Source organism: Aeromonas sp. QDB62, from assembly GCF_027705695.1.
Lineage (GTDB): Bacteria > Pseudomonadota > Gammaproteobacteria > Enterobacterales > Aeromonadaceae > Aeromonas > Aeromonas allosaccharophila.
Genome location: NZ_JAPDCD010000013.1, coordinates 45,465 through 68,064 on the forward strand (window position 1 = coordinate 45,465; position 22,600 = coordinate 68,064).

Genomic DNA, 22,600 nt, shown 5'->3' on the forward strand with positions numbered 1-22,600 from the left:
TGTGCGGCGGGGAGTACTTATGCCGCCTTCGAGTGATGTTGCTGCCAGGCCAGCAACCAGAGCGTCAACTTGTTCAGCGGCATCGGCGCTGCATAGACATAACCCTGGATCAGATGCACGCCGTGTCGCTGCAGATAGTCCACCTGCTCCTGACGTTCTGCTCCCTCAGCGATCATCTCCATGCCGGATTCCCGGCCAAAGGCGATGGTGGCATCCAGTACGCTGCGCTTGAGGTCGTCGGTGCCTATTGTGTCGACGAACATCTTGTCGATCTTGATCTGGCGGATCCCCAGGCTTTGCAAGTAGGCAAAGCCGCCGTAGCCGGTCCCGAAGTCATCCAGCTTGAAGTGATAGCCCTTTGCCTGCAGGGCGGAGATCTGGTTGCTTGCGGCCCCGATGTCGATAATGGGCTTGCGCTCGGTCAGTTCGAAGGTGAGTCGGGCAGGAGAGGGCCATTGATGGCGCTGCAGCAAGTCGTGCAGGTGTGATTGTTCGAGATGGGCGGCCACTATGTTGACGCTGACCCACTGATTGGGTGCGAGTTGGGGCAGATCCGCGATCACTTTTTCCAGTAGTTGGCTGGTCATCGGCAGGATCAGATCCTGCTCTTCCGCATAGTCGATAAAGGTGCCGGGCGGGATCAGTTCGTTGCCCCGTTGCCAGCGCAGCAGCGCCTCGAATCCAACAACCTGGCCGCTTTGGCTGTCCACCACGGGCTGGTAGAAGGGGATGAACTGTTGTCGTGCCAGCCCCGCCTGCAGTAGCCCCTTGAGAGAGCGTCGGTAGTTGCGCAATAACCAATAACCTGTTGTCAGCACCACACCCAGAAGGGTGCCAGCCCAGAGACCGTAAAGTCTGACTTGCTGCAGAGCATATTGATTGAGCGCCTTGCCCGCCCAGACCGTCTGTCTGGTCAGCACGGCCGGATCGGTGAAGCTCATGCTGCGGCGTCCCTCTTCGCTCTTGATGGTCTTGTCGCCGCGGGGGAAGTAGGTGGTGGTCACCTCGGGATCCTGCTCACTGAATTCCAGATAGAAGCAGTTGGCACAGGGGTGCTGCAGCAGTTGGTGGCTCCAGCTGTTATCCAGCACCCAGTAGGCGATATTTTCGCCAGATTGGTAGTAGGCCACCAGCTCCTGCTCGGTATTGAATTTGGCCGGTGTCGCGGTTAAGCCGAAGTTACCGAGCCGGATATCATCTTGATAATTCGTGATGACAATGGGAAGCCCCGGCCCCAGGCTCGAGCAGCTGGCGCCGGATGCCAGTGTGAGCCCCTGCAGGCGGATGTGGGCGCTGTAGTAGCGGGGGTCGCGCAGCAGTGCCATATCCGTTGGGCCACAGTCAAAGTCAAATTGCGCCAACTGCTCCGTTAGCGCAGTATCGAGCTCCTTGTGACGCTCTTCCAGTGCCTGCTTTATCTCGGCCACTTTCTGTTCCAGCAGGTAGTTGGCCAACGGCTTGGCAAGCCATAACCCCAGCGACTGGCTGGCCACGATGGGCAGGGTAAACAGCAGCAGAGAGATCCAGACCGATGAGATGCGCAACAAGGGGTACCTGCCAGTTTCATGAGACACAAATGGGATAGGTCATCATAGTGCATTAGTGCAATCAATTTGAGTCAGACGTGTCGCACTTGTTGATTGATTTTTTAACTATATGATTTTAAATGTTTTTATTATTAACTTTGGCAAGATTCAATCGCTGACCTGTCATAAATGACAATTGCCCAGCTTATCCGAACTGCATTAGAGTAGCCCTGCGGTTTGACTCACCGTGTGTTCAATACTCCTGTATCTGTTTTTTGTCAGTAGCACAGAGTGTTAGTTTTGATATGAGTGTTCCTTTTGGTCCCCTTTGAGGGACCATTTTTCTGCCCGTCACTTTGTCCTCTCCCGCTTTCGCAGCCCGTCATCCTTGGTATTCTCCCTCTGCTTTGGGTTATGCTTGCCCGCTTAAATTGCAGAAGCGGGATCCCCGTCCATAGTGATGGTGACTCCGCCGCTGCTACCATGAGCTCCAATGGATGATGCCGGGCATACGGAAAGGCGCATGAAACTCACAACACAGCTTGTCTCATTTATCACCCTGTGCGTGATCGCGGCCATGGCGACCGTGCTGATTGGCGGGGTGTTCAGCTTTCGCGAGCTGGGCATGGAGTTGCAGCAGAAGAAGGTCGATGCGCTGGTCGAAGTGATCGACAAGCAGCTCGATGTCGCTCACGACATGGAGGATATGAGTCGCTGGCTGCCCACCTTGTTGCGGGCGGCTCATGTGGTGGAGTTGGAGGTGCGCCAGAACGACCAGCGGGTCTACTGGTTCCGCGATGTGCGCAATCCGGTCGACGAACAGTTGCTGCAACCATACAGCCACCCGCTGCCCCATCAGACCGGCATGCAGGCCAACTTCAAGCTGGAGCGTCCCTTCAAGGAGGCGGAATACTCCATCAGGGCGATGTCCGGCATCTCGTTCGGCGTCTTTATCGTGGTGTTCGGCCTCTGGTACTCCATTCGCTGGCTGCGCCAGCAGTTGCGCGGTGCCGAACTACTGGGCATTCGCGCCCAGCTGATCCTCGATGACAAACTCTCCAAGCTGAGCCACGACCCCGCCGAAGAGTGGCCGGTGGCCGCCAGTCAGGCCCTCGACCATCTGCTGGCCGAGCTGGCCGATGCCCGCAAGGAGCGCAGCCGCTTCGACAACTTCATTCGCAGCAACGCCTTCGTCGACAAGATGACCGGCATCGGCAACCGGCTGTTTTTCGACAACCGGCTGGAGAGCGCCATCATGGAGGCGAGCGTGATGAGCGGCGGCGTGCTGCTGATCGATCTCGCCTGTCTGGAGGATCTGGAGGCCGAACAGTTCGAGCTGTTGGGGCACGACCTGCTGCTGGAGGCGAGTGCCACCATCGGCGCCTTCGTGCGCAAGCATAACGGCGCCCTGCAGGCCCGCTATGCCGGTCAGGTCTTTGCGGTGCTGCTGCCCAATATGTCAGAGAGCGAGATGGTGGATAGTGCCAGCCAGCTGCTCAAGAGCCTGCAACGACTGCACTGGCCGCAGGAGATCAATCCCGACACGGCGGTCTATCTCGGCGCCGTCTGCTATCAGGCCGAAGACAGCCTGCTCAAGGTGCAGGAGGAGGCGGAGCTGGCCCTCAAGAGTGCCCGTCTGCAGGGGCACAACGGCTGGTTCCTCTACGAGAAGCAGCTGGATGAGGAGCAGAGCAGCAAGGGCACGGTGCGCTGGCGTACCCTGATCAGTCGCCGCCTCGAAGAGCACGGCATCGAATTCTACACCCAGCCGATCCAGCAGGATCGGGGGCAGGTAGTGCTGCAGCTGGAGCTGCTCACCTACTTGCACGACGAACAGGGGCGAGCCCTGCAGGCGGGGATCTTCATGCCGATGGCGGAGAAAGTCGGGCTGTTGTTGCAACTGGATCGGTTGGTGGCGGAACAGACCCTCGCCCTGCTGCGCCAGCGCTCCGAGCAGAGCTGCCCCATCAGTCTGACCCTCAGTGCCCAGAGCCTGCTCAACCGCGAGTTCCAGCGCTGGCTCTTCTTCGCCCTGTTCCAGCTGCCGCGCAGCACCAACGAGCGGCTGATCCTGCAACTCTCCGAATCCCAGGTGACCCGTCACTTCGAGGCGCTCAAGCGGCCGCTGCGCTCCCTGCGGATGCTCGGCTGCCAGCTGGCCATCGATCATGCCGGTCAGGATGTGGTGAGCACCCAGTACATCAAGGAGTTCGAGATCAACTTCCTCAAGCTGCACCCAAGTCTGGTGCGGGAGATCCACGCCCGTCAGGTCAACCAGATGGCGGTGCGCAGTTTGGTGGGGGGCTGCGCCAATACCCGCACACGGGTGCTGGCGGTGGGGGTGGAGAGTGGCGACGAGTGGAAGATGCTGCGCCACCTCGGGGTGCATGCCGGGCAGGGGCCCTGGTTTGCCGAGCCCCAGCGGCTGGTGCCGGAACCGGCTGGCGTGTGAGATAAACAACAGAGGGTCGCCTTGGGGCGACCCTCTGTTGTTTGCGGTTGCCGTCAGGCGGGCTCACAGCCGCCCCTGCTCCCGCAGTCCGGCGAGTCCTTGCATGCCGCCGGTGTGGATAAAGACGATCTTGCTGCCGGGGGCGATGCGGCCCGCCGCCAGCTCGCGAAACAGCCCCCACATCGCCTTGCCACTGTAGATGGGCTCCAGCGGCAGGCCGGTTTCGGCGCTAAAATCCTCTACCCACTGCCAGAGCGCCGGGCTGAATTTGGCGTAGCCACCGTCGTGATGATCGAGCGCGATCCGCCAACCGGGAATGCTGGCGGCTGCGGGATGGAGGCGGCACACCTCGTCGGCGATAAAGTCGCCCCCCTTCAGCACCGCAATGGCGAGGATCTGCTCCCGATCCCGTTTGCCAGCGATGAGTCCTGCCAGAGTGCCACCGCTGGCACAGGGCAGTACCCAGAGATCTGGCGAGAAGGGCACTTCGCCGACCAGCTCGGCCACCCCGGGGATAGCCAGCGGGCTGCTACCCCCTTCCGGAACGATCAGGGTATCGGGTGCATCGAATTGGGCCAGCCAGTCGGGATCCTGCCGCCGCCGATAACTCTGGCGATCGACGAAAACGAGATCCATGCCCCAGCGTCTGGCATCCCTGAGGGTGGTATTGCTGACGGCATCGGCTTCGCCCCGTATGATACCGGTAGTGCGAAGACCGGTCTGGTATCCGGCGGCAGCCAGGGCGTGGATATGGTTGGAGTAGGCACCGCCGAACGAGAGCAGGTGCTGTTTGCCGTGCTCGCTGGCATGCAGCAGGTGGTACTTGAGCTTGCGCCACTTGTTGCCGGAGATGGCCGGATGGATCAGGTCATCCCGCTTGCACCAGAGCTCGACGTCATAGCGGGTCAGCAACGGGTGGTGGAGGCGTTGCAGGGGGGAGGGCAGGGTGGCATGGCCATCCGGCTCGCTTGAAAGGCTGGCTTGCAATGGTGAGTCCGTCTTTTATCTGGAGGCTAATCTGCGGTTTATGTTAATATTTCAATCATTTAACCAATTATGATGGGCGGGCTTACATGAAACAACTGTTCAGACGGTCGACGCCAAGCCGCCAGGTCGGGCTATTGCTGGCCAATGACAGGATCATGCTGGCCGCGGTGGGCAATCCCCCCGTCTTCGCAACGCGCACCATCAACGGCCCGCAGGAGTGGGCGGTGGCCATCAACGAGCTGTTCAGCCGTCATGGTCTGGCCAAGTCCAGAGTGCGGGTGGCCCTCGCCGCCAGCCTTTATCAGCAGATCCAGATCGACAAGCCTGCCGTGCCTGACGCCGAGATGGCGGGGGCGCTCCCCTGGGCGGTCAAGGATTATGTCAGCGAACCCGTGCTGCAACTGGCGATGGACTATGTGGATTTGCCCACTCCGCCTGCCGGTCGCCCGCGCATCAATGTGATCTGCCTGCCCAAGAGCCGGGTGCAACAGCTGGCCGATGCTATCAACGGCATCGCCACCCTGCAATCCATCATCAGTGACGAGCTGGCGCTCACCTCTCTCTATGAGGCTGATGATGTGGTGCGCATGCTGTTGTGGCAGCCCAAGGGGCTGGATCTGCAACTGCTGGTCTTTCATCAGGGGGGGCTCTGCTTCTCTCGCCAGCTGCGCGGTTTTTCCAGCCTGACCGGTGAGCATGAGCCGGACAGCATGCAACTCGATTCACTGGCGCTGGAGATCCAGCGCTCCCTCGACTATCTGGCGGGCCAGCTGAAATTGCCCGAGCTGGGACAGATGCAGTTTGCCGTCGCCTCGCCCTTTATCGGTACTCTGGTGCGCCACATGGAGCAGACCTTTGGTTTTGCCGTCTCCGCCATGGCCAATAAAGCGGTGCTGGCCGGTGTCGAATACCTCTCGGCCTATGCCGCCGCCATCGGGGAGGATGCGTGATGAAACGTCAGATAAACCTCTATGGCGCCGAGTTTCGCCCCAAACGGCAGTGGGCCAGCCTTAACCAGATGGCGCTGGTGTGGGGCTTTGCGCTGCTGCTGATGCTGTTGGTGGGCGTCGGTTATGGCTGGCAGCAGCAACAGGTCAGCCGGGCACTGGCACAGCGTCATGCCGAGCTGGAGCTCAAGCGCAGCGAGGCGCAACGGCTCGATGCCGAGTTGGCGCGCCATCAGGCAGATCCCCGATTGCAACAGCAACTGGTCAACAAGCAGGATGAACTGACGGCCAAGCAGGGGCTGATGCGCCAGCTGGGCAGCCTGACCCTGCAAAAATCCCAGGGCTACGCCAGCGTGATGGCGGATCTCTCCCGCATTCGCGACAGCAACCTTTCGTTGCAGCGCATCGAGATCAACGAAGGGCGGATCAACCTCTCCGGCTTTGCTGGCCGCAGTCAGGATGTGCCAGCCTGGGTCAACCGCTTCAAGCAGACCCCGAGTCTGGTGGGCAAGGAGTTTGGTGAACTGACCCTGAGTCGTGACAAGGAGGGTCGCCTGACCTTCCAGTTGAGCGGCATTGCGCGGGAGAAACCCTGATGAACCTGAAAGCACAATGGCAGGCATGGGGCCAGCGTATCGCCGTGTTGAGCCAGCGGGAGCGGGTGTTGATCCTGCTGACCGGTCTGGTACTGCTGGGCGCGGCCGGCATTTACGGCTGGCTCGAGGGCGCCGATGCCCGCCTGCAGCAGGATCGCATGGCCCTGAGCGCCGCCGAGCGTGACCTCGAAATCATGGAGCTGGAGAACCTCGGCAAACAGGCTCGCCTCAAGCGGGATCCCAATCAGGGAGTGCGTGACCAGTTGGCGCAAGTGGAAGCAGATCTGGCTCGGATCGACGGTGAGCTGAAGGCCCAGACCGTCGATCTGATCCCGGCGCACGAGATGCCGCTGGTGCTGGAGGCGCTGCTCTCCCGCTCCGCCAATCTCCATATGCTGGCGCTCAGTTCGCTGGAGCCGACCCCGCTGATGGCGGGGGAGCAGAAGGTCAATTTATACAAGCATGGTATCCGGCTTCAGCTTGAAGGCGGCTATTTCGATGTGTATCAATATCTTAAAGCGCTGGAAGCCTTGCCGCGCCACTTCTACTGGAAGCAGTTCGACTATCAGGTCAAAGCCTATCCCGGCGCGGTGGTGGAGATGGAGATCTACACCCTGAGTACCAGCAAGGAGTTTATCCGTGGCTAGAGTGTTTGCGTTGTGCTGTTGCCTGTTCAGCGTGCTGGTACAGGCGGAGCAGGTCGAGGTATTGCAGGATCCCACCGCGCCGCTGGCGGATGTGGCGGTTGGTGCCCGTGCGACCGGCGAGAGCAGCGCCGGTTTGCCGAAGCTGCAGAGCGTGGTGCTGGGCAATGGCCCGGCACTGGCGGTACTCAATGGCAAGAGTTATCGGGTCGGACAACAGGTGGACGGCTATACGCTGGTGGCCATCAATGCCGATGCCGTGGTGCTGGAAAAGGCGGGAAAACGCCATGCGGTAACACTGTTTGCCAGCAAGATCCGGGTGTGAGTCGCAGCTGCCCGTTGGCAGGTGAGCCGGCTTTATCGAGTTTAATTGCAAGTCAGGGTGCCCTAATTACATGAAAAAACACCGTTTCTGTCTGATCACCGTGGCCATGATGGCCGCAGGCTGTACCACGTATCAGCACCCCGAGCCGACCCAGGCCAAGGATGCGCTCAAGCAGGCCATGAACGACCAGCAGAAGCAGGCTGCCCCGCTGACCGCCTTGCCCAAATCGGTGCAAAGTGAATTGCTGCAGCTGAACCGGCCGCAGATGCCGGTCGGCATGCCGGAGAAGCGGCTGCGGATCGCGGCTCACGACGTGGAGGCGGTGGAGTTTTTCGGTTCCCTGTTCAAGGGCTCCCGCTATAGCGTGGCGGTGCACCCCGGTGTGGCCGGGCTGGTCTCCGTCGAGCTGAAAGATGTGACCCTGCCGGAAGTGCTGGCGGTGGTGGGCGACATGTACGGCTTTGACGTGCAGCGCAAGGGCAATGTCTTCCATATCTATCCGGCGGGCCTGCGCACCGAAACCATCCCGGTCAACTACCTGATGATGTCCCGCCGTGGCCTCTCCCGCACCTCGGTCAGTACCGGCGGGGTGACCGCCAATGACAGCAACAACGACAGCAACGGCAGCTTCGACAACTCGTCCAACAACAACAGCTCTAACAACTCCTCCAGCAACAACTCGAGCGGCGACAGCAGTAACGGCACCCGTATCGAGACCGATACCAACAGCGACTACTGGACCGATCTGCGCGACTCTCTGCAGACCCTGATCGGCAGTGGCGATGGGCGCGCCGTGATCACCAGCCCGCAGGCGGGTCTGGTCACCATCCGCGCCTATCCGAAAGAGCTCAAGGCGGTGCGTGAATTCCTCAACCAATCCGAGAGTCACCTCAAGCGTCAGGTGGTGCTGGAGGCGCGGATTATCGAAGTCGCCCTCAACGAAGGGTACGAGCAGGGGGTGGACTGGAGCGGTCTCTCTGCCAGTTGGGATGGCAACAAGGGGATCACCGGCGGCGGTTCAGCAGACACCTCACAGTTGCCTACCACCCCCAACCAGATCTTCAGTGCGCTGGGTGGCGGCGCCGGTTTCAAGATTTCTGACGGCAACTTCAACGTGGCGGTCAACCTGCTCAAGACCCAGGGAGATGTAAATACCCTCTCCAGCCCGCGTGTCACCGCGACCAACAACCAGAAGGCGGTGATCAAGGTTGGCACGGACGAGTACTTCGTCACCAACGCCTCGACCACCACCGTGACCTCGACCGGCACGGCCGAACCTATCGTGACCCCCAATGTGGAGCTGACCCCCTTCTTCTCCGGTATTGCGCTGGATGTGACGCCGCAGATCGATGAAGAGGGTCGGGTGCTGCTGCATATCCACCCCTCGGTTATCGATACCGAAGAGCAGAAGAAGATCATCAACGTCGGCACCGCCAAACCGCTGGAGCTGCCGCTCGCCAAGAGCTCTATCCGCGAATCCGATACCGTGGTGCAGGCCAATAACGGCGACATCATCGTCATCGGTGGTCTGATGAAGACCGACAAGCAGGAGATCGTCAGCAAGGTGCCGCTGCTGGGGGATATTCCCTGGGTGGGCGAAGCCTTTACCAACCGCCGCGAGAGTACCAAGAAGGTGGAGCTGGTGATCATGCTCAAACCGACCGTGGTGGAGAAAGATACCTGGCAAAACGAGCTGCAACGCTCCTCCGAGCTGCTCGACAAGTGGTATCCGGCCAAGGGCTGACCCATGACACCAGATGCGGTCATCCTTATCCCGAACGGCCTGTGCGGCCTTGCCAGCACAGGTCGCGTGCTCGCCGTGGCAGGTGAGGTCTCATGTACCTGACCCACTTCGGCCTGCAGGAGGCGCCGTTTGGCCTCACCCCCAATACCGGCTTCTACTACGGTCTGCCGCCTCACGAAGAGGCGCTGCAGGTGCTTAACTGGGCGCTGGCGCAGGGGGAGGGCTTTATCAAGGTGACCGGCGAGGTGGGTACCGGCAAGACCCTGCTCTGCCGCAAGTTGCTAAGCGAGCTGGGCTCGGAAGCGCGCCCGGTGCGGCTGGCCTGGTTGCCCAATCCCCACCTCACCCCGGCCGAGCTGCGCATCGCGCTGGCGCTGGAGCTGGGGTTGGCGGTGCGGGATCAGAGCGAGCTGGATCTCACCGATCGCATCCATCGTCACCTGATCAGCCTGCACCAGCAGGGCAGTCGGGTGGTGGTGCTGATCGACGAGGCGCAGGCGCTGCCGGACGAGACGCTGGAGGCGATCCGGCTGTTCGGCAATCTCGAGACCGAATCGAGCAAGCTGCTGCAGATCGTGCTGTTCGGCCAGCCGGAGCTGGATGCCAGACTGGCCAAGCCACATCTGCGCCAACTGCGCCAGCGGATTGGCTTCTCCTATTGCCTGCGGCCGCTGCGTTTTGACGAGACCCGCGCCTATCTGGAGCACAGATTGCAGGTCTCCGGGTATCGCGGGGCGCCGCTGTTTGCCGGTCGCGCCATGCGCCTGTTGTGGCGAGCCTCGCGAGGGATCCCGAGACTTATCAACATCCTGGCGCAGAAGTGCCTGATGCTGGCCTATGGTCAGGGTGTGCGCCAGATCGATAGCCGTCTGGTGCGGCTCGCCATTCGCGATACCGACGATGTCAGCCGCTTTGCGCCACGGCGCTGGTGGCCCCTGTTACTGTTGCTGGGGTGCGCCCTGGCTTATGGAGTCTGGCCATGAACGAGATCAACCAGATGCTCGGGGATATGAGAGCGCCCCAGCTGCGTTGTGCGTCAACATGGGGCTGGCGGATACCTATGCTGGCTTATGGAGTCTGGCCATGAGCGTCATCAACCAGATGCTGAAAGATCTGGATCAGCGCCAGCAAGGATCCGATGGCGCTGCCGTCTATATTGCCCCTGCGCGTCAGCAGGGATGGTGGATGTTGCTGCTGACCCTGATCTGCGGTCTGGCGCTGGGGATCCTCGGTTGGCGAACCTGGATCTACTGGCAGCAGACCCATACCGTCACGGCTACCAGCGAAGCGGTCGCCCCCGATGCGGTGACTCCCGATGTGGTGACAAGGGCCGCCGCGCCAGTCAGCCAGCCCGAGCCGGTCGAGGTGGCGGCTGCGCTGCCGCTGCCAAGTCAGGATGAAGTGAATGACGAGGCCGGAGAAGGTGACTCGGGCGACACGGCCGACGGTGCGCCCTTTGATGCCTCTAGTGATTTTGACGAGTCGGAGCCGACCGATGAAGAGCTGCAGCCCGAGCTTTACGCCGAACTGGCGGCAGAGCAGCAGGCCGTCGCCAGCGCGCCGCGCAAACCGGGCGTATTGAAGATCGAGACGGTGGAGCTGTCGGCCAAGGAGCTGGCGGCGCTGGCGGAGCGCAAGGCGACCACTGCCATGGTCAAGGGAAGCCTGCGGGATGCGCAGGACAACTATTACGACGTGCTGGCCCACGATCCCTACAACCAGGGGGCGCGGGAGCAGCTGGCGGGGCTGCTCTACGGCGAGGGCCGCCTGACTGAGGCGCGTCAGCTGCTGGAGGAGGGGATCCGGCTCGATCCCCAGCAGGCCGATTTTCGTCTGCTGCTGGCCCGCCTTGCCATCAGCGAGGGTCAGCAGCAGCAGGCGCTTGGCTGGTTATCCGGCTATCAGCCGGATCTTGCCAGCAACATGGACTACTACGCCACCTGGGCCGGGCTGACCCAGGAGCTGGGCCAGAATGCCGATGCAGCGGCGCTCTATGTGAAGCTGCTGCGCCAGCAGCCGGATCAGGGCCGCTGGTGGCTTGGCCTCGGCGTGGCCGAGGATGGTCAGGGGCACAGCCAGCGAGCGCTCGATGCCTATCGCAACGCCCTGCTGCACGGCAACCTCGGCGAGGCGTCGACCAACTGGCTGGAACAACGAATTGGCCAACTAACCCCTTGATAAAACGCAAGTTCGATTAGCGAAGCCTGATCGAATGCGGCAACGGGTGTGAAGTAACAGACATCGGAGCAAACATGGCACAACCCAGACTGAAAATGCGCCTCGGCGACCTGCTGGTACAAGAGCAGATCATCTCTGATGATCAGTTGCAGCTTGCCCTGCAGCAGCAGCGTCAGACCGGCCGCAAGCTGGGCACCACCCTGATTGATCTCGGTTTTATCAGCGAGGTGCAGCTGCTGCAGTTCCTCGCCCGCCAGCTGGATGTGCCCTTCTTCGATCTCAACAACCTCACCATCGACGCCGCCGCGGTGCCGCTGCTGCCCGAAGTGCAGGCGCGCCGATACCGCGCGCTGGCGGTCAACCTCACCGACAACAAGGTGACGGTGGCGATGTCGGATCCTGCGGATCTGAGCGCACTGGATGCCATCGCCGCCCTGCTCAGCCCGCGCATCATGGTGCTGGCGGTGGCGCGGGAAGGGCAACTGCTGGAGTATTTCGACCGCCTCTATCGCCGTACTCGCGAGATCGAGAGCTTCGCCGAACAGCTGCAGGAGGAGTATCAGGACTCCGGCTTCGAGCTGGGCTCCAGCAATCTGGGGGCCAATGACGAGGGGGAGGCGACGGTAGCCAAGCTGCTGCGCTCCCTGTTCGAGGATGCGGTGCAGGTGGGGGCGTCGGATATCCACATCGAGCCGGACGAAAAGGTGCTGCGCATTCGCCAGCGGATCGATGGCATCCTCCACGAGAACATTCTCAACGAGGTGCGCATCGCCCAGGCGCTGGTGTTGCGTCTCAAGCTGGTGGCGGGGCTCGATATTTCCGAGAAGCGCTTGCCACAGGATGGCCGTTTCAACATGAAGGTGCGCGGTCGCGATGTGGATGTGCGGATGTCCACCATGCCGGTGCAATATGGCGAGTCGGTGGTGATGCGTCTGCTGGATCAATCCTCCGGCATCCTGTCGCTGACCGAGACCGGCATGCCGCCGGAGATCCTGACCCGTTTCCGCCGCCAGCTCAAACGCCCGCACGGCATGATCCTGGTGACTGGCCCGACCGGTAGCGGCAAGACCACCACCCTCTATGGCGCGCTCTCCGAGCTCAACCAGTCCAGCCACAAGATCATCACGGTAGAAGACCCGGTGGAGTATCGCTTGCCCCGCGTCAATCAGGTGCAGGTCAACCCCAAGATTGGCCTCACGTTTTCTCATGTGCTGCGCTCCACCTTGCGTCAGGATCCGGACATCTTGCTGGTGGGTGAGATGCGGGACAACGAGACGGTGGAGATCGGCTTGCGTGGCGCCATCACCGGTCACCTGGTGCTGACCACCCTGCACACCAACGATGCGGTGACCAGTGCCCTGCGTCTGATCGACATGGGGGCGCCCGGCTATCTGGTGGCGAGCGCCCTGCGGGCGGTGGTCGCCCAGCGGCTGGTGCGGCGGGTGTGCGAGCACTGCGTCGAGGAGAAGGCGCCTGACGAAGGGCAGGCCACCTGGCTCACCGTGCTCTCCGGCGAGGCGCCCGGCCAGCACACCTATCATAAGGGACGGGGTTGCCAGAGCTGCAACTTTACCGGTTATTCTGGCCGGATCGGGGTCTACGAGCTGCTGGAGCTGGATCAGCCGATGATGGATGCCCTGCGCCGCAACGATGCGGAAGGGTTCGCCAAGGCGGCCCGTCAACACGAACACTACCGGCCGCTGGCCCTCACCGCCCTCGATTATGCCCGGCAGGGGATCACCTCGGTGGATGAGGTGCTGCGACTGGCCGAGGATTTGGGGTAAGCGATGGCTAACTTTGCCTACAAGGGGCGTGACAGCCAGGGCAACGCCACCAGTGGCGTGGTCGAAGCGGCCAACGAGATGGCTGCCGCCGAGCAGCTGATGCGCCGCGGTGTGATGCCGACCGAGCTCAAACCGGGCAAGGCCAAATCCGCCGCCATCGACTGGTCGCTGTTGCTGGAAGGGGGCGTCAAGCTGGACGAGCTGGTGATCTTCAGCCGCCAGATGTATGCCCTGACCCGGGCCGGGATCCCGATCCTGCGCGCCATCTCCGGGCTGGAAGAGAGCACCCACAGCAAGCCGCTCAAGCGGGCGCTTCATTCGCTGGGGGAAGATCTCGGCAATGGTCGCCCGCTCTCCAGCTCGATGCAGGCGCACCCCAAGGTATTCAGCAGCCTGTTCGTCGCCATTATCCATGTGGGTGAGAACACAGGTCAGCTGGAAGAGGCCTTTTTGCAGCTCGCCACCTATTTCGAGCTGGAGCTGGAGACTCGCAAGCGGATCAAGACCGCGATGCGCTACCCCAGCTTCGTGATGATCGCCATCGGTATCGCCATGGTGATCCTCAATATCATGGTGATCCCGGTGTTTGCCGGCATGTTCGCCAAATTCGGCGTGGAGTTGCCGCTGGCGACCCGCATTCTGCTCGCGACTTCCCACTTTTTCGTCCACTACTGGTGGCTGCTGCTCGCCATTCTGGCGGGGATAGTGTTCGGCTGGCGCCGCTGGGTCGCTACACCCAAGGGCAAGCTGACCTGGCACCGCTGGCAGCTCAAGTTGCCGATCGTCGGCACCATCATAGAGCGCTCCCTGCTGGCCCGTTTTGCCCGCAGTTTTTCCATGATGCTCAAAGCCGGGGTGCCGCTTAACACCGCGCTGACCCTGGTGGCCGATGCGGTGGATAACGCCTGGATGGCGGGGCGAGTGCGGGATATGCGCGCCGGTATCGAGCGGGGCGAGAGCCTGCTGCGCACCGCCAGCAGCAGCGGCCTGTTCACCCCGCTGGTGATGCAGATGATCGCCGTGGGGGAGGAGACCGGTCAGGTCGATGACCTGCTACACGAAGCGGCCGAGTATTACGAGCGGGAGGTGGATTATGACCTCAAGAGTCTTACCGCCCGTATCGAACCGATCCTGATCGGGATCGTGGCAGTGATGGTGCTGATCCTGGCGCTCGGTATCTTCACACCAATGTGGGACATGATGCGAGCAGTAAGAGGCAAGTAACTCGGCATCTTCACGCCTGAGCGGTGGGGCATGATGTGCGCGGTTCGTGGCAAATAACTCGGCATCTTCTCGCTTGAGTGGTGGGGCATGATGCGCGCGGTTCGCGGCAAGTAATCTTGCTGGAACTGGATCTCTTCACGTCTGAGTGGTGGGGCGTGATGGGAGCCGTAAGAGGCAAGTAACCGCCTGATTGGCGGGGCACTATGAGCATAGTAAGAGGCAAGAGCTCGGTGGAGTCGAGGACGGGATGAGCAGACAGACGCAGCAGGATGATCGCTGGCTGACCGGATATCGGCGGATCGCCGTGGTGATCCTGCTGATGGTGATCGTCGCCACCCTGGTGCGCAGCTATCAGGTCCATCGGGAAGAGGCGCAGCAACTGGCGCTCACTCTACTGGGAGAGCAATTCGCCGAGCGGGCACAGCGTTTGCACGGCCTCTGGCTCGATGAGCGACGTCCCGACACCTTGCATAGTGCGGGTCAGGGTTGGCAATTTGATGAGCGTGGTTGGCCACTCGGGCTGGTACCGCTGCAATCCCCTTCGGAAAATTGCCGCCAGTTGTGGCTGGCTCTGGTGGGTGAGACGGACGGCGGCATGCCCCCGTTGCAGGTTCTGGCCCGCCCCGATGGCAGTGGTTGCGAGATGGGGTGGGATGGTTATTGGCTGATTTATCAGTTTTCTGACGGGCGAGTGATGAAAAAGCCTTGAATGAAGCTAATCATATGACCCAAGTACATGATTTTTTTGGGCCTGCATGAAATAATGCGAGGCATTACGGAGGGAGCATGACAATGAAACCAATGGCACCAACAATGCCGGAAAACGGGATGATGAGACGGGCCACTGGCTTCTCCCTCATTGAGCTGGTGATCGTGATCGTGATCCTGGGGATTCTGGCGGTAACGGCGCTGCCACGCTTTCTCGATGTGACTGACGAAGCGAAAAAGGCCAGCGTGGAAGGGGTCTCCGGCGGTTTTGCTACCGGCGTTTCGCTGGTGCGGGCTCAATGGGAGGCGGAAGGTCGCGCCAAACAGGACAGTCTCAATACCGTGCTCTATGACGGCAGCCGCTTCTATCTGACTACCCCGACCGAGACCCAGATCAGCAATGGCGAGCTGTCGCCCGGTTATCCCATGGATACTGCTGCCAGCGGCAATCCTAATGTGGATCCGGCCAATCTGACAGCCGAACGTTGTCTCAATATTTGGGAGGGGCTGCTACAAAACCCGCCCAAGGCTACGGCCACCTTCAATGAAGTGCGTGGTAGCGGGAATGACCTGAAATACTATGCCACCGTGAGTGGTAGCGGGCTTGATTCGGTCTGCCGCTACTATCTGGTCAATAGTTTGAGTAAGGGCAGTGATGGCAAGTATCAGGATCCGCAAGGCAAGACTGATGCATTTATGAGTTTCAGTTACCGTCCGGCATCCGGTCAGGTGACCACCAATATTAACTGACAGAGGAAAGTGAAATGAAAAAACAGGCGGGTTTTACCCTGATCGAACTGGTTATCGTGATCATCATTCTGGGTATTCTGGCGGTCACCGCTGCACCCAAGTTCCTGAATCTTCAGGATGATGCAAATCAAGCTGCTGCGTTGGGTGTTGCAGCTGCGGTGAAGAGCGGTGCTCAGTTGGTATATAGCCGTTCCGTATTGGATGGCACAGAGAAGGCACCGTCCAGCGCAGTTTCTGCTGGCACTGGCACTGTGACGACTAAGCATGGCTACCCAACTGCAAATAAAGCCGGGATTGGTGCATCGGTAACTGTTGATGGTGGTTGGGCTGTTGATGACAATGGTGTTTTCAAATCTAGCCAAGCGAATAGCTGCCAAGTTATCTACAAAGAAGCTAGCACCGTAGGCGCGACCTTTGAGGTGACTGTGAGCGGTGCCAACTGTACAGCTAACTAATACTATTAATGCAAGCGAGGCTTCGGCCTCGCTTTCTCTTTTCCCTGATGAGAACCTCCATGCCTGCAACCAAGGGCTTTACCCTGATTGAACTGGTACTGGTGATCCTGTTACTCGGGATTCTGGCCGCCTTTGCCGTGCCCAAATGGCTGGGCAAAGGCGGCTTTGAAACTCAAACCGTGCGTGACGAGCTGCTGACCCGGCTGCGGCTGGTGCAGACCGTCAATATGCATGAGCCTGCCAACCGCTGTACCCAGCTGGTGGTGGCCTCCCCCCGTTTTGCCCACCGTACTTATGCTGCGTGTCCTGCCAGCGATGATCTGAGCAGTGGCTGGACCGATAATCTGCGCACCCGTGGTCGGCTGGTGACCGCCTCTGACGGAATCACTCTTTCCCTGAACAGCAACAACAACTTCGTGCTGCGCTTCGATCAGATGGGGCGACCGCTGGGCACTTGCGCTGCCGGTTGTACCTTGCTGGTGAGTGATGGTCGCGAAACCAGCCGTATCAAGATTGAGTCAGAGGGGTTTATCCATGAGATCCCTTGAGCGCGGTTTTACCCTGATTGAACTGATCGTCGGCATCGTGCTGCTGGCGGTGGCCTTGACCGGCATGTTGGGGCTGCTGATTAATCAGGCGCCACAGGCAGTGGATCCGGTACAGCAGGTGCGAGCCGCCCAGCTGGCCCAGCGGCTGGCTGGCGAGATCCTGCAGAAGTCGTTTGATGAAAACTCCGATCATAACGGTGGCCGTTATCGTTGTGGCGAGCAGGTGGTGGGGGCGACCATCTCCCCTTGCTCCAGCAGCTATGGCCCTGATGGCACCGGCGAGTCAGAGCCCTACACCTATAACGATGTGGATGATTTTGATACCGCGGGCAGTTGGCAGCAGGCCAGCCGGTTTACGCAAACCAGCTGGGTTACGAATAATGATGATGAATATCGCAACTATCAGGTCAGGATTGCAGTAAGTGCCGCAGATTTTAGCGATGGCAGCTTCAAGAGTTGTGCTGCGCCCTGCTCTGTGGGCAAACGCATCGATCTGCAGATCAAGCTGCCGGATGAGAGCGTGCTCGACTTCTCCTTCTACCGGGGGAACTACTGATGGATCGCTCCGCTGTCGGGTGTTGCCTGCCTGTCCGAATGTCTGCGCCTGTAACCATTTCTGACGTCCGATTACGCCTACCGGCTAATCGAATCTACCGCAAGCCTCGGGGTAACAGTGGCTTTACCTTGGTCGAGCTGGTGATGGTCATCCTGCTGCTCGGAATTATGGCGACTTTTACCAGCCAGTTTATTGGTATCGGCAGCCAGATCTATGGCGATGCCAGCAGTCGTGAGCAGCTGATGAGTGATGCCCGCTTCGCCATGGAGCGGCTTAACCGCGAGCTGCGCGATGCGGTGCCGGGATCGGAGCGGATAGAGACCACTGGCGGGACATGGGTCGACTCCGGCGCCTGTCTGCGATTCTGGCCCATCAGCACCTCCAGCCGCTATCTGGCGCTTAACCGCGCCATGTCGGGGAGCACGGCCACCCTTGAACTGGTGATGGCGACCCCGGCCTCTGCGGCCAATCCATTGGATGTGGATGCCACCGCCGTCAAAAAAGATGATCAGCTTATCGTCTTCCCTGTGCCGGACAAAAATGCCGGTTCGCTCACGGCAGGCTGCGATTATGGCCGCTGCGTGGCCAAGGTCACCGATGTGCTGACTCCCGTCTCCGGGGCGCAAACCATCCGCTATACCAGCACCGAGAGTCTGGCAGGCCTCTCTCCCGGCAGCCGGGTCTACTTTGCCAACCAGCAGGTACGTTATTGTGTGGAAGGAAACACGCTGACCCGGGCCACCGCGCCTATTGGGGCATCCTTACCTGCACAGGGCGTGTTGATGGCGGATTCCCTTCGTATTGGCACCTTCTATCGGGAAACCTCGGCGTTTAACGCCGAAGGGGAGTTTGGCATGCGCTTTGTCTTCGAGCGCAAAGGGGAGTCGGTCACCTTCAACCACAAGATAGAGGTGTTCAATGTGCCCTGATCTACATGCTTTCGGTCGGATGCGAGGCAGCGCCTTGATGATCGCCCTGTTTGTTATTGTGGTAATGGCGCTGTTGGCGGCTGCCATGGGCCGCTTTCTGGTCGATAGCGGCGAGAAAAATACGGTGGAGGTGCGCAGCGTGCGCGCCCTGCTGGCCGCCCAGAGCGGGCTGGAAGTGGCGCTCTATCGACTGTTCCCCAACCGTACACTTGCCCAACCGATGCCACCAGTGGTGTGCCAGGTAACCAGCACACTGAACTTTGCCAGTAATCCCGGGCTGAACAACTGCCTGGCTGTGGTTCGTTGCGCCACGGTGCCGGTGACCTATAACGGATCTGTGACCAATGGCTATCGTCTCGAGAGTGTCGGCACCTGTGGCAGCTCGGACCTCAACAGTGCCAACCCCGATTTTGTTGTAAGCAGAACCCTGATGGCCGAAGCTTATGATGGAGCTAACCCATGATTCGTTACATGATCAATTGCTGTGTTCTAATTGTCCTGTTATTTAGTTCGCTGTCATGGGCGGATGTTTTTTTGCCTGGTAAATTTTACATTGGTAATAATAATGGTGATGCGTTACTCCCTACTGTAATGGTGCGGCAGAGCGGGGGGTTATTTATCCCTGTTGCGCCCATTAATTTTTCACTATCAGAAACATTAACTATTAGTGAGGTGAAACTGGATGGAGCTGCAGGATTAGATGCTGGGGTTAATGTTGTTATATGGAATGAAAACGCTGATGTGTTGTTTGACAAGAAGGCAAATGATTTAACACCAAGTCTCATATCCAGTCCAATATCGCTTCCAGCTGGTGAATATAAAATGGCGGTTTGGGGGGGGTGCTTCAAAAATGGTATATATCAGGGGCGTTATCAATCAAATTGTTCTGACTGGGATGATTTTCAGTTTAATGGTATAAGGCTCGTGTCTGCAGGAATAAGTGATGCTTTTCATTTTATCGAACGGACTCATCTTGGTGATAACTCGGATGGAAGTCGTTGGTATCCACCTTCTCCAAGTGGAACGTACGTTAAGAACTTATTTACACTCAATCAAAAATCAAAATTAAAAAATCTCAGTTTATTTAATTTAAGAGACTGGGGTGTGCCGAATGGCAGTCGGATGTTTATAAGGACGCAAGGGTCTGTCGATACACCGCTGGTCTTCTATTTTTCTGGAAATGGTGAGGTCAACTGGCCAATTGAGTACGAGTTAGCTGCGGGTACCTATGAGTTATGGTTAGAGACATTAGGGAGAGGTGATCTCGATGATATTTCTTGGGATGACATCATCTTACGGTATGAACCGAGTCCTCAGCAAAATGATTTTTCTGCTCTTTGCAAGCAAGCATTTCCTTATCCAGCACAAGGACGAGCAGCAAATCATCAGATTGACTTGAGCGGGAGTGAGTGGTCGCTGATGGGCTTGATAAAAGGAACAACCCGTGGTGCGCTGGGGTATAAAAATAGTGGGCAAATCAGGGGGGATCATCCTCAGTCCTGTGATGGTGGAAGATGCTTGCCATCAGACAATACAGCTAATCTGTCATTTCCAGCTTTTCCATCATCATGGCCAACCAGCCCCAATATTGGTATTCAAGAGGGGGTCGATAGGTATTTAACAGCCGCAGATGGTAAATCATTCGGAACTATATCGACAAAGAATGGTTCTTCACTAGACATCAGGCAGGCTGGTCTGACTATAAATACACTTGATTTGGGGAGTGGCCGGAATGGTAAGCCTTATACGGTACGTTTGGCTGCTGGTGACTATTGGATTAAAACCTTGAAGATGTATGACAATACTCTTATTGAGGTCGCTGGGCCTGTTCGATTATTTGTTGAGAACGTAACTATGATCGGTGCTAGCTTTATTAATAGTACAGGTGCAAATATTCGAGGGGATATAGGTAAATTACTACTGGTTACATACAATACTTTGGATATGGGCGCTCAAGCAACTATCAGTGGCTTGGTCTATCAGCAGGAGGGGGGAGTGGGAAGTTTTTTGAACATGGGCTCACCTTCCTATATCCATGGTCGAGTAAGTTCGCCGAAGATAAAAGTTGGTATGAACTCAGTTATCGACTCTTCTGGATATTCATGCGGTGGCAGCCAAAATCAGGTTGATCATTATGAACTGCACTATGGTGCCCAGACGTTGACCTGTGAAGTCGCCACTGTGCAGCTAAAAGCCTGTGCCAATGGCGACTGTTCAACCTTGTATGATCTCGGCGCTAACGTGACGCTGTCACCCACGCAGGGGTGGAGTAGTAATCCGGTCGTGATAGGTGCTTCAGGGAGTGACGCGTTGAATTTGCAACGTTACCAGGCTGGCGCTATCCCGCTGTCTATTGTGACAGCAACGCCTGCTGCTCCGCTGCGCTGTTTTAAAGATGGCGTGCTTGACGCCAATTGCTCCATTTCGTTTGTCGATGCCGCATTGCGTTTCAATGTGCCCACCTTCTATGCCGGTACCTCGGGTGTCACCTCGATCCGCGCTATCAAATCAAACGATGCGGGGGCGACCAAGGTATGCGTGCCCTTACTGACTGGTGATCAGACTCTCCAATTTGCCTCGAGCAAGGTCGTTTCTGAGGCCAGTGGTGCCGTGCCGATGGTCAATAGCACTGTGATCGCGCCATCAGGAAACGTTAAGGTCGCGTTTAACAGTGATGGGGTGGGTCAACTGACCGTGCAGTACCCGGATGCCGGCGTGTTGCGACTGGATGCTACTTTCCAGAAGAATGATGTCACCGGCACCCTTAAGCTGACCGGTAGCGATACGGTTGCTGTGATTCCTAAAGCGATCACACTCCAGGCACAAGAACAAAGTAGTTGCTCGGGCAGTAACGACAACACATATGCGGCCTGCCCTGTCTATCGTAAAGCGGGCGAGTCCTTTACTCTGCAAGCGCGTGCCCTCAATGAGCAGGATCAGCTAACCCCTGGCTTTGCGACCAGTAATAAGGCGATCTCTTGGGCGCTGTTAGCGCCGGCAGCTGGCGGCACCGGAACATTCTCGCCAACTGCAATCTCGTTGGCGAACGGAGTGGCAAATAATGTGGTGGCGAATTGGTCGGAGGTAGGGGTGATCCGGTTAGGCGTCAGCAATTTTGTGCCTTATCCCGCTTATCAGGATGAATTACCCCAACTTGAGACTGTGTTGCGATGGAGTGAGCCAATCGGCCGTTTCGTCCCTTGGGATTACAGTTTGAGTGGTGGTTTTATCACGCCTGCCTGCAATGCCTTTACATACATGAGTCAGCCCTTTGCCAGCGGTTTTGTCCTCACTGCGCGCAACTCGCAGCAAGGGACGACACAGAACTATCAGGGGGCGTTCGCGAAAGGGGTTGCTGAGATGGTGGCTGCCAATGCCCTCGATGGGGTGGATCGTTCAGGACGTATCACGCAAGCCCCTACGCTCAGCTGGGCAAGTGGTATTGCGAGTGTTAATCAGCAGTCACCTTTCGGGCTGAATACCCGCTTTGATCGTGCTACTGGTCCAGAAGCACCGTTTGCCACGTTGAGCTTTGGTATCAAAGTCGATGATAAGGATGGCGGTACTACGCTGTTGGCGAATCCGAATATGAATACGGCTGTAGCAGGATCCTGCGCTGGGGCTAGTTGTGATGCGGTGCGGCTGGGCACTCAAAAACTGTTGTATGGCCGCCTTTTGGCCGGGACTGAAGCCGGGGTTGCCTCGGCGCCGCTGGCTATTCCGCTGAAGATGCAATATTACGAAGCGGGCAACTGGCAGCCGAACAAGGAAGATCAATGTACCCGGCTCTCTCTCGCCGCTGACGGCATCCGCTTCCTCAACCCGGGACACTCGTTTGATGCAGCCTCTCGCGATCTGAATCTGGGGGCGGGCCGCAAGATCAAGCTGGGGTTGGGCAGCTCGGCACCGGGTGGTGAGGCTGCACAGGCAAAAGATGGCGAGATCCTGTTCCACTTTGCCAAGCCGGATATCTCGGTGCGCATTCCGTACAAGGTCGATTTGGCAAAACAGCCATTATCGCCGCTCTGGCTGTCTGACCCGGCGAGTGCCAATGATGGCAACCTGCAAGGTGAGGCCATTTTCGGCTCCAGCCGGGGTAATGACAGAATTATTTATCGGCGCGAAGTATTGCACTAAATGATGTGTAAGGGGGGATGGCGCAACGGCATCCCCCTAAATCCTTGTTTATTAGCGTTTACAAGCGTGTGCGAGTGAGTGATGACTCGCATTTTTGTCGCGCCTGATTG

General features: G+C 58.7%; 20 protein-coding genes. 18 read left to right on the forward strand and 2 right to left on the reverse strand.

Annotated elements, in window-relative coordinates; translation table 11 throughout:
- Positions 1-17 precede the first annotated feature (17 nt).
- Positions 18-1,544 (reverse strand): EAL domain-containing protein, encoded by a 1,527-nt coding sequence (locus tag OKC27_RS08530; RefSeq protein WP_418133795.1) that lies wholly within the window; start codon positions 1,542-1,544, stop codon positions 18-20.
- Positions 1,545-2,049: 505 nt separating this feature from the next.
- On the opposite strand from OKC27_RS08530, the gene OKC27_RS08535 reads away from it, so the two are divergent.
- Positions 2,050-3,978, forward strand: a complete 1,929-nt coding sequence (locus tag OKC27_RS08535; protein ID WP_182938835.1) for an EAL domain-containing protein — start codon at positions 2,050-2,052, stop codon at positions 3,976-3,978.
- 63 nt (positions 3,979-4,041) lie between these two features.
- Here the strand turns inward: OKC27_RS08535 and OKC27_RS08540 are convergent, their stop codons facing one another.
- On the reverse strand, positions 4,042-4,965 hold the full coding sequence (locus OKC27_RS08540) for a 1-aminocyclopropane-1-carboxylate deaminase/D-cysteine desulfhydrase (RefSeq protein WP_182938836.1): 924 nt from the start codon (positions 4,963-4,965) through the stop codon (positions 4,042-4,044).
- 86 nt (positions 4,966-5,051) lie between these two features.
- Here OKC27_RS08540 and OKC27_RS08545 point away from each other — a divergent pair, with 86 nt between their 5' ends.
- From OKC27_RS08545 to OKC27_RS08625, 17 genes are all read left to right on the forward strand, one after another.
- Positions 5,052-5,915: a hypothetical protein gene (locus OKC27_RS08545; protein ID WP_058054213.1), complete on the forward strand. Its 864-nt coding sequence runs from the start codon at positions 5,052-5,054 to the stop codon at positions 5,913-5,915.
- The gene (locus OKC27_RS08550; protein ID WP_270806167.1) at positions 5,915-6,508 is read left to right on the forward strand and encodes a PilN domain-containing protein; all 594 of its coding nucleotides are present in this window, start codon (positions 5,915-5,917) and stop codon (positions 6,506-6,508) included. The genes OKC27_RS08545 and OKC27_RS08550 overlap by 1 nt, the downstream gene beginning before the upstream one ends.
- Positions 6,508-7,155, forward strand: a complete 648-nt coding sequence (locus OKC27_RS08555; protein WP_182933345.1) for an MSHA biogenesis protein MshJ — start codon at positions 6,508-6,510, stop codon at positions 7,153-7,155. Before OKC27_RS08550 ends, OKC27_RS08555 begins: the two co-directional genes overlap by 1 nt.
- Positions 7,148-7,477, forward strand: a complete 330-nt coding sequence (locus tag OKC27_RS08560; RefSeq protein ID WP_058054210.1) for a SctD/MshK family protein — start codon at positions 7,148-7,150, stop codon at positions 7,475-7,477. Before OKC27_RS08555 ends, OKC27_RS08560 begins: the two co-directional genes overlap by 8 nt.
- A 70-nt stretch (positions 7,478-7,547) precedes the next feature.
- A complete protein-coding gene (mshL, locus tag OKC27_RS08565; protein WP_270806168.1) occupies positions 7,548-9,221 on the forward strand; it encodes a pilus (MSHA type) biogenesis protein MshL in 1,674 nt (557 codons plus the stop codon).
- 92 nt (positions 9,222-9,313) lie between these two features.
- The gene (mshM, locus tag OKC27_RS08570; RefSeq protein WP_270806169.1) at positions 9,314-10,204 is read left to right on the forward strand and encodes an MSHA fimbrial biogenesis protein MshM; all 891 of its coding nucleotides are present in this window, start codon (positions 9,314-9,316) and stop codon (positions 10,202-10,204) included.
- 100 nt (positions 10,205-10,304) lie between these two features.
- Positions 10,305-11,399 carry a tetratricopeptide repeat protein gene (locus tag OKC27_RS08575; RefSeq protein ID WP_270806170.1) on the forward strand — a complete coding sequence of 365 codons (1,095 nt, stop codon included), beginning with the start codon at positions 10,305-10,307 and terminating at the stop codon, positions 11,397-11,399.
- A gap of 74 nt (positions 11,400-11,473) precedes the next feature.
- Entirely contained in the window at positions 11,474-13,183 is a 1,710-nt protein-coding gene (mshE, locus tag OKC27_RS08580) for an MSHA fimbrial ATPase MshE (RefSeq protein WP_042057133.1), read from the forward strand.
- A gap of 3 nt (positions 13,184-13,186) precedes the next feature.
- Positions 13,187-14,407 (forward strand): type II secretion system F family protein, encoded by a 1,221-nt coding sequence (locus OKC27_RS08585; protein WP_270806171.1) that lies wholly within the window; start codon positions 13,187-13,189, stop codon positions 14,405-14,407.
- A 247-nt stretch (positions 14,408-14,654) separates the two neighbouring features.
- On the forward strand, positions 14,655-15,116 hold the full coding sequence (locus tag OKC27_RS08590) for a hypothetical protein (protein WP_182938839.1): 462 nt from the start codon (positions 14,655-14,657) through the stop codon (positions 15,114-15,116).
- Between the two features lie 77 nt (positions 15,117-15,193).
- Complete coding sequence (locus tag OKC27_RS08595; RefSeq protein ID WP_182938840.1) at positions 15,194-15,865, forward strand: prepilin-type N-terminal cleavage/methylation domain-containing protein; 672 nt, start codon at positions 15,194-15,196, stop codon at positions 15,863-15,865.
- A 14-nt stretch (positions 15,866-15,879) separates the two neighbouring features.
- Positions 15,880-16,320 (forward strand): prepilin-type N-terminal cleavage/methylation domain-containing protein, encoded by a 441-nt coding sequence (locus tag OKC27_RS08600; RefSeq protein ID WP_058394770.1) that lies wholly within the window; start codon positions 15,880-15,882, stop codon positions 16,318-16,320.
- Positions 16,321-16,379: 59 nt separating this feature from the next.
- Entirely contained in the window at positions 16,380-16,868 is a 489-nt protein-coding gene (locus OKC27_RS08605; RefSeq protein ID WP_182938841.1) for a prepilin-type N-terminal cleavage/methylation domain-containing protein, read from the forward strand.
- Positions 16,855-17,424: a prepilin-type N-terminal cleavage/methylation domain-containing protein gene (locus OKC27_RS08610; RefSeq protein ID WP_182938842.1), complete on the forward strand. Its 570-nt coding sequence runs from the start codon at positions 16,855-16,857 to the stop codon at positions 17,422-17,424. Before OKC27_RS08605 ends, OKC27_RS08610 begins: the two co-directional genes overlap by 14 nt.
- 38 nt (positions 17,425-17,462) lie before the next feature.
- The gene (locus OKC27_RS08615; protein WP_270806172.1) at positions 17,463-18,353 is read left to right on the forward strand and encodes a PilW family protein; all 891 of its coding nucleotides are present in this window, start codon (positions 17,463-17,465) and stop codon (positions 18,351-18,353) included.
- Between the two features lie 37 nt (positions 18,354-18,390).
- A complete protein-coding gene (locus tag OKC27_RS08620) occupies positions 18,391-18,816 on the forward strand; it encodes an MSHA biogenesis protein MshP (protein ID WP_182939699.1) in 426 nt (141 codons plus the stop codon).
- A complete protein-coding gene (locus OKC27_RS08625; RefSeq protein ID WP_182938844.1) occupies positions 18,813-22,490 on the forward strand; it encodes a DUF6701 domain-containing protein in 3,678 nt (1,225 codons plus the stop codon). Before OKC27_RS08620 ends, OKC27_RS08625 begins: the two co-directional genes overlap by 4 nt.
- Positions 22,491-22,600: the final 110 nt, after the last annotated feature.